The sequence below is a fragment of the Sulfurovum sp. MH2-6 genome, assembly GCF_058374785.1.
In genome coordinates this window covers 374,838-389,090 of sequence record NZ_CM178170.1, presented here as the reverse complement: position 1 = coordinate 389,090, position 14,253 = coordinate 374,838, and the positions used below count along the sequence as shown (strand labels likewise).

The 14,253-nt window shown below is 45.2% G+C and carries 11 protein-coding genes and 1 pseudogene; 1 reads left to right on the top strand and 11 read right to left on the bottom strand.

The genetic code is table 11. The features are described 5' to 3' along the window. Positions 1-133: 133 nt before the first annotated feature. The 4 genes from mfd to leuS all read right to left on the bottom strand — a co-directional run bounded on the left by mfd (position 134) and on the right by leuS (position 7,371). Entirely contained in the window at positions 134-3,124 is a 2,991-nt protein-coding gene (gene mfd / locus AC4JOV_RS01925; RefSeq protein WP_229936807.1) for a transcription-repair coupling factor, read from the bottom strand. Continuing rightward, entirely contained in the window at positions 3,111-4,277 is a 1,167-nt protein-coding gene (locus AC4JOV_RS01920; RefSeq protein WP_229936808.1) for a bifunctional folylpolyglutamate synthase/dihydrofolate synthase, read from the bottom strand. Before AC4JOV_RS01920 ends, mfd begins: the two co-directional genes overlap by 14 nt. Positions 4,278-4,281: 4 nt before the next feature. Beyond that, positions 4,282-4,851: an LPS assembly lipoprotein LptE gene (gene lptE, locus AC4JOV_RS01915; RefSeq protein ID WP_229936809.1), complete on the bottom strand. Its 570-nt coding sequence runs from the start codon at positions 4,849-4,851 to the stop codon at positions 4,282-4,284. 75 nt (positions 4,852-4,926) lie between these two features. Next, positions 4,927-7,371, bottom strand: coding sequence for a leucine--tRNA ligase (gene leuS, locus AC4JOV_RS01910; protein WP_229936810.1), 2,445 nt, complete (start codon positions 7,369-7,371; stop codon positions 4,927-4,929). 198 nt (positions 7,372-7,569) lie between these two features. On the opposite strand from leuS, the gene AC4JOV_RS01905 reads away from it, so the two are divergent. Next, positions 7,570-9,513 carry a DNA polymerase III subunit gamma/tau gene (locus tag AC4JOV_RS01905; RefSeq protein WP_229936811.1) on the top strand — a complete coding sequence of 648 codons (1,944 nt, stop codon included), beginning with the start codon at positions 7,570-7,572 and terminating at the stop codon, positions 9,511-9,513. 1 nt (position 9,514) lies between these two features. On the opposite strand, the gene AC4JOV_RS01900 is transcribed toward AC4JOV_RS01905, so the two are convergent. The 7 genes and pseudogenes from AC4JOV_RS01900 to AC4JOV_RS01870 form a co-directional block, all read right to left on the bottom strand. Beyond that, complete coding sequence (locus AC4JOV_RS01900) at positions 9,515-10,324, bottom strand: TIGR00282 family metallophosphoesterase (RefSeq protein WP_229936812.1); 810 nt, start codon at positions 10,322-10,324, stop codon at positions 9,515-9,517. A 5-nt stretch (positions 10,325-10,329) separates the two neighbouring features. Further along, on the bottom strand, positions 10,330-11,340 hold the full coding sequence (locus AC4JOV_RS01895; RefSeq protein ID WP_229936813.1) for a beta-ketoacyl-ACP synthase III: 1,011 nt from the start codon (positions 11,338-11,340) through the stop codon (positions 10,330-10,332). A gap of 117 nt (positions 11,341-11,457) precedes the next feature. Continuing rightward, positions 11,458-12,447: a phosphate acyltransferase PlsX gene (gene plsX, locus AC4JOV_RS01890; protein ID WP_229936814.1), complete on the bottom strand. Its 990-nt coding sequence runs from the start codon at positions 12,445-12,447 to the stop codon at positions 11,458-11,460. Between the two features lie 5 nt (positions 12,448-12,452). Beyond that, entirely contained in the window at positions 12,453-12,614 is a 162-nt protein-coding gene (gene rpmF / locus AC4JOV_RS01885) for a 50S ribosomal protein L32 (protein ID WP_229936815.1), read from the bottom strand. Between the two features lie 119 nt (positions 12,615-12,733). Further along, positions 12,734-13,108 (bottom strand): YceD family protein, encoded by a 375-nt coding sequence (locus AC4JOV_RS01880; RefSeq protein ID WP_229936816.1) that lies wholly within the window; start codon positions 13,106-13,108, stop codon positions 12,734-12,736. Between the two features lie 39 nt (positions 13,109-13,147). Next, entirely contained in the window at positions 13,148-13,561 is a 414-nt protein-coding gene (gene ndk, locus AC4JOV_RS01875; RefSeq protein ID WP_229936817.1) for a nucleoside-diphosphate kinase, read from the bottom strand. Positions 13,562-13,870: 309 nt separating this feature from the next. Next, positions 13,871-14,078: pseudogene (locus tag AC4JOV_RS01870) on the bottom strand (4Fe-4S dicluster domain-containing protein); the annotation flags it as partial. Positions 14,079-14,253 lie beyond the last annotated feature (175 nt).

Sequence of the window (14,253 nt, the reverse complement as noted above, 5' to 3'; positions counted from 1 at the left end):
TTTATAACTTCCGTCTCTCCCGGGACGGAAACCTACCGACACACACCACTTCCCTTTACAACTCAATGATAATAAAAATGTTGTGGAAGGAAGTACTCTTCTCAACTTGATACGTTTAGGGTAGCAAGATCCCTTACAAACCTTTCAGGTATCCCATCGCAGTTGCGATAATATCATCATCGTCCTTACTAGGAGACTTCAGTACCACCCTATCTTTCCCCTCTTCTGTAAATTCTATAAAGACATTCTCACCATAAGAAGAGACTTTTGAGATACCTCTCACGCGTGCAAGTACCTTCATCACGATCACATCGATGAACTGCTTGGTCACTGTGTCAAGCTTGCCGAACCTGTCTTCGATCTCAGCGCTGATCTCATAGACCTCTCCGGTACTCTCACATTGTGAAAGACGGCGGTAGAGCTCAAGACGGAGTCTGTCCTCTTCGATGAGCTCTTCATTCAGGTAGGCATCGACATTGAGCTTCATATCGACATGTTGCGTCACCTCTTTATCCTGGCCGCTCAGTTCTTTGATCGCATCTTCCAGCATACGCAGATAGAGTGAGTATCCGATCTGCTTGATATGACCGGACTGTGCTTCTCCGATGATATTTCCCCCTCCTCGGATCTCAAGATCATGGAAGGCCAATACTGCACCGCTGCCAAGATCGGAATGCGACTCCAGTGCAAGCAGTCTTCGTTTTGCCTGTTCGGTCAAACGCTCTTTATCTGTGACAACAAAATAGGCATACCCCTCTTTGGAAGCTCTTCCGACACGTCCGCGCAGCTGGTGCAGGTCTGCGATACCGAAGTTGTCCGCACCATCCACGATCATCGTGTTGGCATGCGGCATATGGATCCCCGATTCGACGATCGAAGTGGAGAGGAGCAGATCATACTCCCCCTCTTCAAACTTCATCATCTCCTCTTCCGTCTCTTTGGCAGAGACTTTGGAGTGCAGTACAGCGATACGCAGATCAGGAAGGATATCCAGAAGCTCTTTCTTCTTATCCTCAATTGCTGCGATCGAGTTAAAGACATAAAAGATCTGACCACCGCGGCGACGCTCACGCAGGATCGCCTCTTTGATCACCTTCTCATCATAACTCTTTACAAACGTACGTACACCCTGACGCTCAACCGGAGGGGTAAGGATCTCCGAGAAAGTCTTCACCTGTGACATCGCCATATTGAGACTTCTTGGGATCGGGGTCGCTGACATCGAGAGGAGATGCACATCGATACTGATCTCTTTGAGTGCCTCTTTCTGTTTCACACCGAACTTATGTTCTTCATCGATCACCACCAGTGCCAGATTTTTAAACTTCGCCTTGAGCAGTGCATGGGTCCCGACTACCACATCTATCGATCCGTCTTCAAGTCCGGCAAGCACTTCGCGTTTCTGTTTGGCTGTAGAGAAACGGTCCAGCTTTGCTACCTTTATCTCCTCCTCTCTGAAACGCTCTTTGAGTGATTTATAGTGCTGTGCACTCAGCAGCGTGGTCGGTGCGATCATCATCGACTGGTAACCGTTTTTGGCTGCCACATACATCCCGTTCATCGCTACTTCTGTCTTACCGAACCCTACATCGGCACTCAACAGCCTGTCCATCATGCGCCCGCTCCCAAGATCCTCCAGCATCTCATGGATCGCACGCTCCTGGTCTTCGGTGTGGACAAAGCCCGCTTTCGCCATAAAGATCGCATGCTCTTCCAGATTTGTTTTAAGGACGATCCCTCTTTTTAGATGACGCTGTGCGGAGAGATTGATGATCTGTGAAGCGATAGCAAAAAGTTTCTCTTTAACCTTCCCTTTGAGCTTTTTGAAACTCGTTTTCCCGAGCCTGTCAAGTACGGGAAGTGTACCGCTGTCGGCGACAAAACGGTCGATCACCTCCAGGGAACTCACCGGGATCAAAAGCGAATCCTCATTTTGGTAATGCATCACGACAAACTCGCTGACTGCCCCCAGCACGTCACGCTTCTCTATCCCTTTGAAGATACCCACCCCATGGTTCTCATGTACGACATAGTCACCCGGTTTAAGTTCATCAAGAACGATCGTTGCCTTTTTGACCTTTTTACGTTTGAGCGGTTTGTTGAGTGAAAGGATCAGCCTGTCCGGCCCCATCAGGTTGACAATACCCTCTTGATAGACAAACTCTATCCCCTCAAAACTAGACAGTTCGCTTCCGCGAACGATCGATTCGTTTTTAGCCAGGATCGTGATCTTTTTATCCTGGTGTGACTCTAGGAGTTTATTGGGATCGGCCACCTCAAGGTCGCGATACTTCTTACTCTCGGCAATGATTGAGAGATCAAAGGAGTCTCTGGGGATCAGAGGTTGATCCAACTCATAGATCTCATCCAGTTCCTCATCCAGATTTGAGGTCAAAACAGGGCTGAACTGCTCCAGTGCACTCTCCCCAAGCGCCTCCAGATGCCACAATCCAAGTGAATCGATATCTTTGACAAAGGTATCATAGCTACTCGACTCCACCCTGCTTTTGAGCCCCTCGTACTCTGCCTGGTCCAGTGCCAGGAAAGTAGGCGAGAACGTGACATGATCAAGCTCGTCCTCTCCCTCTTTAGGCAGGATACGTTTCTGTGTCGCCTCATCATAGTGCTGTATCGTCTCTACCTCTTCATCAAAAAGTCCGATACGATAAGGCTGATCGGCATCGATCGGGAAAATATCGATGATATCACCGCGGAAAGAGACCTCACCGCTGCTTGCTGCGATATCCGTAAAATGATACCCCCAGTGATAGAGTCTCTCTTTGAGTGCAGTAAGATCAAGGGTATCACCAAACTCTATCGTATGGTTTCCAAAATATTCCGGTTTGGGAAAAGGGATCAGAAGGGTACGAAATGGAGAGATCAGTACTTTTTTATGCCCGCTTTGATGATACGCTGCCAGGGTGATAAAAAGTGTATGTATCTCCTCATCATAGGTACGAAGATCCTCCCCTGCACTTACACGGATATCCGGCAGCAGATAACTCTCAAATCCAAGCAGATTTGCCACATCCCGTACCTGGATCGCCTCTTTATCATCCTTACAGATAAGAAGTTTCTCTTCACTAAGCTTTTCTAAATATTCGTAGATATTACTCTGATACATCACTTTCCATACTTCTTAAAAATTCTTCAACTACATAGAATGAGCCAAACACCAAATAGTATTCATCACGCTCTATCTTGCCATTATAATAACGATACTCCAGTCCGACACGTTGCAATGCCTGTTCTATCTCATCCAGTGTCGTTGCACGCTGAGAGTTGATCTTGATGATCTCGACGTGCTTTACCTTTGGTTTTAGTGTACGCAGAACAGTTTCATAATCTTTGTCATCCAGTGAGTTATAGATGAGTATCGTCTCAGGCTCCATCGCTTTGACGATCGCTTGTGCGGCCAGAGGGTTGTGCCCGACATCGATACGAATATTCTCTTTCAAACGATAGAAACGTCCAAAAAGCTCTACGCTCTTGAGATCATCGATATCATAAGGTATCTCCAGGATATCCAGGGCTTCCAGCGCCACCATGGCATTCTCTACCAGGTATGCACCCCATGACTGATGCGCTGCGATCTGTTGCAGCTGATCTTTCAATGCCTCATGCCCACTGCAGTAAATGCTATTTAAAAAGAGCTCTGCACCTTTCTCTTCTGTGAGCTTCTGCGCCACCTCAACCACTTCCTGAAAGGGTTGCGGTGCCAACACTACACGGTCTTGTATACTGTTGATCTTGGTAGTTGCGATCTCTTCGATCCTTTGCCCCAAAAATGCCTGATGGTCTAGCCCTATGGGAGTGATAATACTCAGCTCCTTCTCACACACATTGGTCGCATCGAACTCTCCGCCAAGCCCTGCTTCAAGTACCATAAGATCACACGCTTCACAGACAACAAATGCAAGGAGTGTCGTATACTCAAAATAGCTGAGTGCCTCACTCATCTCCTGCCCCAAAATCCCGTAGAGCTTTTGATGTGCCTCTTCCAAGACTTCATCAGAAGCATACGCTCCATCTATCCAGATACGTTCATTAAAGCTGATAATGTGAGGAGAGGTATAGTGTCCTACCCTGAGCCCGCTTTTGTATGCCAGATGGGCGAACATACGGCCTGTTGAACCTTTACCGTTGGTACCCACGACATGTACGGTTTTTGGTCTCGAGATATGAGGTTTGAGCAACCCATAGGCGATATGTACCCGCTCATGGTCTATCTCTTTGTAGTAGAGAGGTTTGGCATCTAAAAAAGTTAGTAAGGACACCGCGTTAATCCTTGGAGTCCTTGGCACTTAATGTACCTTTTGCACTGACATAGGCCAAAAACTCATCCAATGCTTTTGCCAATGCTCTGCGAATCGCTTCTATCCTCAGTGTTGAAGCATCCAAAGAACTGACATGAATGTCTGCTTGATCGATCGTATGAATCGTTTTGGTCTCTTTACCCTGTTTGGTCACCATCTCAAATTTGACACTCAGATTGACTTGATAACGCGTGACATAACCGTCTTCATAGGAAAGCGGTGTCAAGGTACTCCCGTCATAGGTAATGCGTATATGGTTCTGAGCCATTGATTTTGGTACAACACGCCCCTTGAACCGGGTATAGACCATACGGTTCATCTCATCTTTGATAAAAGGTGCATTTTCAGGCTCCACCCTGTCTACAATGACCTCTACAGAGACATTCTCCGAAAAACTGTTTTTAATGGCATGTGATGAGGGTTTGTAACCACAACCTGATAATAGCAGTGCTATGATCAGAGTGAAGAGTGAAGAGTGAAGAGTGAGGAGTGACGGTTTGTTTTTCTTTGAAAAACGACTATTTAATGCATACATTTCTTTCCTTTGCAATCAAAGCGGAGCCACTGCACCGCATACTTTCACTCCTCATTCCTACTTCCTCACTCCTCATTAACTTGCCGGTTTCACTGCAAGATTGACCAGTTTGTTCGGAACCACGATCTCTTTGACGATCTGCATCCCTTCAAGCCACTTCGCACCTTCTGCTTTTGCTGCAGCAAGGATCTCATCCTGAGTAGCACCAGGGTTGATCTCGAACTCTGCACGTTTCTTCCCTCCGATCATCACCATATAGAGGATACTCTCTTGCACGAAAACCTCTTCTTTGACTTCAAGGAGTGCTTTGAGGTTCTCTCGTTCAAAGAGCACTTCACTCAGTTCGGTTGCTGCATGCGGGATGATAGGCTCAAGGAGGTTCAGCATCACATACATTCCCTCGCTCCATACCTCACCGCTCTCCTGTTTATCCAATGCGTTCATCGCCTCCATACACGCTGCGATCAGTGTGTTGAATGCAAAGGTCTTCTCATAGACATCTGCTGATTTCTGCAGTGCTTCATAGACCTTTTGGCGTGCAAGCTTAGCCTCTTTGGAGAGTGCTCCATGGTCGATCTCAGGCAATGTTTTACTTGTCACTCTGTCTGCTCTGTCATAAAGCTTTTTGATAAACCTGAATGCACCGTCCACGGCATTGTCATTCCACTCAAGCTCTTTTTGCGGCGGTGCAGCAAAGAGGATAAAGAGTCTTGCCGTATCTGCCCCATACTCTTCGATCAACTTGTCAGGGTCTACGGTATTTCCTTTGGATTTACTCATCTTGGCACCATCCATGGTGACCATCCCCTGCGTAAGCAGTCTGTTGAACGGCTCATCGATATCTACATATCCGAGATCGCGAAGTACTTTTGTAAAGAACCTAGCGTATAAAAGGTGCAGGATCGCATGTTCGATCCCGCCGATATACTGGTCTACGCCCAGCCAGTAGTTCGCTTCATCCTTATCGATACCTACCTCATTCCACTTTTTAGGATTGGTTGCATAACGGAACTGATACCAGCTTGACTGAACAAAGGTATCAAGCGTATCGGTCTCACGTACAGCATCCCCTCCACACTTCGGACACTTACACTGCTTCCAGGTCGGATGGTTATCCAACGGATTTCCTTCGCCAGTGATCTCCACATCATCAGGCAACGCGATTGGAAGGTTCTCTATCTTCTCAGGTACCAGTCCGCAAGCGTTACAGTGAACAAACGGGATCGGTGCACCCCAGTAACGCTGACGGCTTACACCCCAGTTACGCAGTTTGTAGTTGGTTGTACCCTTACCGAATCCTGCCTCTTCAAAGGTTGCAATGACCTTTGCTTTCGCCTCATAGTTCGCCAGTCCGGTAAATGCCGCTGAATCGATCAGTTCACCCTCACCGGTATACGGCAGTTCTTCACCGCCGCTGATCACTCTTTTGATCGGAAGGTCATACTTGGTCGCAAACTCATGATCTCTCTCATCATGGGCAGGTACGGCCATCACCGCACCGCCACCGTAACTTGCAAGTACGAAGTTTGCCGTCCATACCGGTACCTCTTCACCGGTAAGCGGATGGATCACGGAGATACCGAGAGGATACCCCTCTTTGTCCGCCTGTGCTCTCTCACGTTCACCCATATTGGCGATCGCTGTGATCTTTTCAGCTCTCTCTTCATCTAGAAGATTATGCTCTACAAGATACTTCGTGATAGGGTGTTCTGCGGCAAGTGCGGAGTAGCTGACCCCGTAGATCGTATCTGGACGTGTGGTAAAGACCGAGTATTTCTCAAACTTACCGTCAAGCTTTGCCTTGCTCTCTTCGCTCAGTTCAAATTCAAACTCAAGCCCCTGTGACTTGCCGATCCAGTTCTCCTGCATGGTCAGTACCTGGTTTGGCCATTTCCCCTCAAGCATTTTCAGGTCTTCGAGCAGCTCATCGGCATACTTGGTTATATCAAGGTAGTAGCCCGGCATCTCTTTCTGTACCACCTCTGTTCCACAACGCCAGCAGCATCCCTCTTCCAACTGTTCATTGGCCAATACCGTCAGATCGTGCGGACACCAATTGACCGTTGTCGACTCACGGAAAAGCAGTCCTGCCTCAAACATCTTGATGATAAACTCCTGCTCCCACTTGGTATAGAGCGGATCACAGGTGGCAAACTCCCGTGTTTTGGAAAAAGAGAGCCCCAGTGCGTTAAGCTCGCCTCTCATATAGTCGATATTGGAGTAGGTCCACTCCTTCGGATGACGTCCATGCTTGATCGCAGCATTTTCAGCAGGCATACCGAATGCATCCCAGCCGATCGGATGCAGTACATTATAGTCTTGCTTTCTGTAGTAACGTGCGATTGCATCACCGATTGCATAGTTACGCACGTGCCCCATGTGTAGTCGTCCACTCGGGAAAGGAAACATACTCAGAATGTACTTTTTCTTCTGCTCTAAAGAATCTGAAGGCTCAAATGCCTGCTCATCGTCCCACTGTTTCTGCCACTTGGTTTCTATCTCTTTTGGAGTATAACGCATTCCATATCTCTCTTATGTTTGGTGAATTAAATAACGGGGATTATATCCAATCTGTGGTTAGGGGGAGTTGTAGCACCATTCTCCTCTCGGTTGAGAGAATTTTTTGATCCTTTTTGCACTTTCATTTTTATCATAAATTATACAATCAAAAGAAAATTTCCACTACAATATTACCAATAAAACTATTGGAGCCAAACCGTGTCTTTAGCCCTCGCAAGAAAATACCGCCCTGCTACCTTCAGTGATCTTATCGGTCAGGAAGCAGTGTCACAAACCCTCTCTCTTGCATTGGAAGGGGACAGACTCTCTCATGCCTATCTCTTCTCTGGACTCCGTGGTAGCGGTAAGACCTCCACCGCACGTATCTTTGCAAAAGCTTTGCTCTGTGAAAAAGGTACTTCGGCTCACCCGTGCGGTGTCTGTACGCACTGTGTGATGGCAAGCGAAAACCGCCATATGGATATCATCGAGATGGATGCTGCGAGTAATCGCGGTATCGATGATATCAAAGATCTTATAGAGCATACGAAATATAAACCGAGTTCTGCACGTTACAAGATCTTCATTATAGATGAAGTCCATATGCTTACCAACCAAGCGTTCAATGCCCTGCTTAAAACACTCGAAGAGCCTCCTGACTTTGTCAAGTTTATCCTGGCTACCACAGACCCCCTCAAACTGCCTGCCACCATACTCTCCAGAACACAGCACTTCAGGTTTAAAAAGATTCCTCAAAACCTGGTAGAGGGGCATCTCGAACATATCCTGAATCTTGAGAATATCGGGTTTGAAAAAGAGGCTTTGGAGATCATCGCCCGTACCGGTGCAGGAAGTTTGAGGGACTCTCTTACCCTGCTTGACCAGGCGATTGTCTACTCCAAAAACTATGTAGATGTGACTACCGTAACCAATATGCTCGGTATCATTGAACCAAGCCTGCTCGAACAATTGATCCAGGATATCATCCGTAAAGATCAGAACAAGATCTTAGCGTTCCTAAAGATGGCATCCAATTATGAAGCAGAGATGATCCTGGATGAGTTAACCCTCTACCTGAAGGCACAACTGCTCTCCAAGAGCACTGCCCTGACTCCGATCATTATAGAGCGTTTCTTCAGGATTATTGCAGAGTCCAAAGGACTGCTTGCACTGGGAAGTGACGGTGAGTTTATCCTGACCTTGACGCTTTTTAAAATGATGGAAGCTCTGCAGATCAAAGAGATCGATACGATGATACAGTCACTTGAGAAAGAGCTGCAGGGTGTACAGATCACTATGCCTGCTGCTCTAGCGCAAAGAGAGCCTGAAGTGGTTACGATCACTGAGGCCGACATTGGTACCCCAGGCAGCAGAGAAGAACAAGCACCTACAGTAACAGCGCATACAGAGGTTAGAGAAACACAAGCGGAAGAATCCCAGCTTCAAGCAGAGCCGGTTGAGCAGGAGATAGAAAGATATGAAACTCCCGCAGCACCAAATAAAGGTGAAAAAGCAGAGGAGATAATGCCTGAAGTTAAAGAAGATACAGTGATGGAGCAGATGGAAGCATCTCCTATAACAGAGGAACCGGTATCTGAGGCCAAGCCTGAAGAGCCTCTGCAAGAACAAAGCACGGTTCTGGATCCTAACAAAAAACGCTTTGAGACACTGGTCCAAAAAATCTTTGACAGGGATTTTGAACTGGGTATGTGTTTCGAGACCAATATCGAGTTTGAAAGTTTCAAAGAGGGTACACTTACCTGGAGCTCCACAGCACAGGGAGAGGAGAAGAAACAACTGATCACCCATTGGGGAGTGATCAATATGTTCGTCAAAGAGCTTTTCGGATTTGATACCAAAATCGTCAATATTGCAAAAGAAGCACCTCAGAACAGAGAAGAGGAATCAAAAAAAAAATCTGATGAAGCCATAACGCCATCCCCCGAAGAGAACAGTGCTCCGACACAGGAAGAGAAAGAGTGCAACGCCTCAACCTCTATGCTCGAAGATGTGGAGATGAAAAGCTCTTGTATCGCACCGGAAGCAGGTGAAACCGAAGCTGCCAAAGAGAAAGACCCCTCTACCCTGCTTGATGAGCCGATGATAAAGGCTGCAATTGAACTCTTTGATCCTAAAAAAGTAAGAATCAAACGAAAGAGTTAACTTATTCTATCCAAGCCGGAGTCACGATCTTTGGCTTATCATCATAGATCTTGATCTTCTCTGCACTGAAACATGCGCCGTTATCATCAAGTTCGAAAACGATCATTTGCAGTACCGCTTTACACTCATCAGGGACATCAAAGTGTCCGCCAAGTCCTGTCAGGAAACGTCTCAAAGGTACATCTTCCCTCATTCCGATAACACCGTCCCGACATCCCGTCAGCCCTACATCCGTAATATAGCAGCAACCATCAACCACGTGAAGGTCATCTGTCCCTACATGGGTATGGGTACCTAGAATCGCCGAGACATCCTCTTTGAGCATATGTAAAAGTGCCTGCTTCTCACTGCTTGCTTCCGCATGCATATCGATAATAATATGCTTGAAGCCTCTGGATCGCAGCAGTGCCACCTCTTCAACGATCATGGTAAAAGGGTTATCGACCATAGGCATCGTATAGTGTCCCATAAGGTTGAGTATCGCCACCTCTTTCCCCAGAATCGTTGTCTCAAATATTCCTTTTCCCGGCGCACTCTGAGGATAGTTCATAGGACGGATCAGAGGATAGCTCTCAAAGAGCTCAAAGATCTCTTTTTTATCAAAACTATGGTTCCCGCCTGTCATCATATCAATACCGTATCCCAGGAGCTCTTTACAGTTTTTCTCGGTCAAACCGAAACCGTGGGAAGCATTTTCATAATTGGCTATCGTATAATCGACAAAATGTTCTTGTTGAAGTCTTTTGAGGTGTCGTTTAAGCATAAGACGCCCGGGTTTACCGACGATATCACCGATAAAACCAATACGCATCTAACTTATTTCCCCATAAACGGAAGGAGTGCAGAGGCCCAGGTCAACCCACCGCCGAAAGTATCAAGCAGCATCAGCTCACCTGTTTTGAGTTTATTTGACTCATAAAGATCATTGATCGCCATCGGGATAGAAGCTGCTGAAGTATTTCCATACTTATGCACAGTCACTGCAACCTGGTCTTCTCTCATCTTGAGTGCATCCCCTACCGCTTTGATAATACGGTAATTTGCCTGATGCGGAATAAAGTGCGGGATATCTTCCGCATTGATATTGTTATCTTTCAGGATATCTTTGACATCTTTCGTAAGCGTTTTCACTGCCAATTTAAAGGTCTCATTTCCCTTCATCTGTACAAAATGCAGTTTCTCGTCGATCATAGCAACGCTTGCAGGATGTACCGAACCGGGAGCCGGTGTGACTAAAAAGTCAGAGTAAGAACCATCGGCACTTGCATGTACATCGATAAAGGCTTCCTCTTTGTTCTCTGTTGCCGAGATCACAGCCGCACCGGCACCGTCGCCAAAGAGGATACAGGTGGTTCTATCGGTATAATCAACGATCGATGAGAACTTTTCAGCCCCGATAATCAATACATTTTTCTTCATACCCGACTCAATGAATGCTTTTGCAAGCGAGAGGAGATAAACAAATCCGCTACATGCAGCAGAGATATCAAATGCCTGAACATTTTTAATACCGAGTTTATCAGATATGATACATGCAGTGGAAGGCATGTTAAAATGATCCGGTGTGACCGTCGCACAGAGCACCAGATCGATCTCCTCTTTAGTAATATCCGCACGTTCTATCGCCAGTTCGGCTGCTTTTGCCCCCATATCACTTGTATACTCATCATCTGCTGCAATATGACGCTCTTTGATCCCTGTACGCTTCACAATCCATTCATCAGAGGTATCAACCATCTTTTCAAGGTCTGCATTGGATAAGATCTTTTCCGGTACATAGGCACCTATAGATCTGAAAGAAGCATAAGCTGGCTTAATTGGAGACATAATTATCCTTAACAAAATAGTGATGGTTATTTTACCATACTTTTAGGTGATAATTTCTAAAAAGGGGGGAGATTCATAGAAACAAGAGTACTCTTGTTTCTGAAGGTGATACGTTTTTTAGTGACTTTCTGACAGACGCTTTTCTATCGCAGTGTTCACGTCAGACTCAACATAACGTATTGCCTGGAATACAGCATTCTTGATCGCTTTTGGACTGGAAGCACCGTGCGAGATGATGGCACATCCCTTCAGCCCAAGCAGCGGAGCCCCGCCATACTCATCTTTATCGATCTGTTTTTTCATATTGACAAAGACTTTTTTCTTCATCATAAAGGCACCGATCTTTGCAGGCAGTGATTTTCTAATGTAGAGCTTCATCAGGTCAAAGACCGTTGCAACAACACCCTCACTCGTCTTAAGGAGGATATTTCCGGTAAATCCGTCACATACGACAACATTGACTTTACCGTTGAAGATATCTTTCCCTTCAACGTTTCCGATAAAGCCTTTAAGATTCTTCAACAGCGGGAACGTAGCTTTGGTAAGTTCATTGCCTTTGCTGTCTTCCGAACCGTTAGAAAGTAATCCAACCGTTGGTGAAGAGATCCCCAGGATCTTCTCAGCATACGCTTCACCCATTGCACCGAACTCATAAAGGTTTTGCGGCTTACAATCCGTAACCGAACCTACATCCAGTACCAATGTTTTGTGTACTCCTGTACTGGGCATCAGTGTAGCAAGACCTGGTTTCGAAATCCCCGGTAGACGACCGATTCTCAATGTGGCACTGGTCATGGTTGCTCCACTGTGACCTGCTGACATTACTGCATCCGCTTTTCCTTCACGTACGAGTTCAACTGCTTTAAAGATCGAAGAGTCTTTACGCTTCAATGCGTCCGTTGCTGCATCTGCCATATCAATGACATCGCCAGCCTCAACAATTTCAACTTTATCCACATAATAAGGAGGAAGGAATGAGAGAATCTCTTCTTTGTCACCTACGAGAATAGGTATAAACTTTTTTTCTTCTAGTGCTTGAACCACACCCTCAATTACAGGTTCAGGACCGAAGTCCCCACCCATTGCATCAATTGCAATTCTAATCATTGCGATTATGCTTTAGTCGCTTTGTACTCACCTGTAGTCATGTTCATGTGGTGAGGCATTCTCCAAGTTCCATCTGCATCTTTAACAGGCATTGGAAGTGTCAATTTGTAGTGTGTTCTTCTTTTTGCTGCTCTAGTTTTACTATGTCTTCTCTTAGGTACTGCCATTTTTTATCCTTTTCTATGCTAATTTAAAAAGAAGCCAAGCTCCTTTTTCACGTTAGTCCTCAGCGGACAGCTCACAACGCTAGCGTTGCCTAAAAGGCTTTCTTCAAAAGCTCTTTTTATTAAAATTCCATCTCAAAATCCTCATCACCATTGTCACAATTTGCACAATAGTGATAAGCACCTTTGAGAGCATTTATTTCACTCTCTAAAATATAAGTTAAATCGATGTTTCCATCCAAAAACTCAATTATATCCAAATCATCTTTATCTTCAATCATCTGGTCACTGATGGTAAGTTTCAACGCACCTTCCAGTGGTTGGTCATAACTTTGCCCGCATCTATCACAGTCAAGCTCTACTTTCCCACCCAATACAGCATCCAATGCCACACGATGATATCCACTTTTTTGAAGCGTACCACTCAACGTGGCATCTCCAAGGCTCTCCTCAAATGTTTTAGGGGTTGAACCTATTTTATCAAATCTAATCTTCATCATAAACTCCTAAAAAGCCTAGCTTTCGGGAATTTATTGTTAGTGAATCTCTCTTTGTGCAAAGAAGAAGTTGATCTCGATCTCTGCATTCTCCAATGAGTCACTTCCGTGTACTGCATTTGCATCAATACTGTCAGCAAAATCAGCTCTGATTGTACCAGCAGCAGCTTCTTTAGGATCAGTTGCTCCCATAAGATCTCTGTTTTTCGCCATTGCATTTTCACCTTCCAGTACAGATACTACAACCGGACCAGAGATCATGAACTCAACAAGTTCTCCAAAGAATGGTCTCTCTTTATGTACTGCATAGAATGCTTCTGCATCTACACGTGAAAGTCTTGTTTTCTTTGTTGCTGCAATTCTAAGACCTGCTTCTTCAAATCTGCTAAGGATTTGACCTACAACATTTTTTGCAACTGCATCTGGTTTGATAATTGATAGTGTTCTTTCCATTCGGATATTCCTGCTTCATAAATTTTACTTCAAATCTAAACATGAGTTGAAAGTATCGGCCGGGATTTTACCAGAAAAAATGTTAAATAGAGATTAAATAAAAATGGGGAATGAATTTACACAGGGGCTTCCCCTGTGTAAGAAGAAGAGTATATTAGTCTTCGACTACTGGCTTTCTAGCTGATCTGTCTTCCATAGAGATAGCCTCTACAAATGGCATTTCTGCATCAGCATCTTCCATTACATAGTTGTTACCATCGATGTAGTTACCACCAGTAAAGTGGTCTTTATTATCAGCTGTGAATGGCATATCCCAAGTGATACAACCCTCTGTTGGACATGCTTCAGCACATGCTGGAGTATCATGGTGACCTACACACTCAACACATTTGTCAGGATATACGTAGTAGTACTCCTCACCTGTTGGGTTATCATCTTCGTCTACGATAGCTTCTACCGGACACTCATCAATACATGCTGCACAGTTGATACAAGTATCATTAATCATTACTGCCATAGTTTTCTCCTTTAGTTGTTGTGAGTTAACTATAGCACAAAATTTTAAATAAATCTTTAATATTACAGCCATTTTTATCGTTTTTTATAAAAGCGATCCAAATTTGAACAAATTTTTATTATAAGTGATATTGATAACTTTTCGCAAAAAAATAATAGATCCTCTAGAGAGGAGA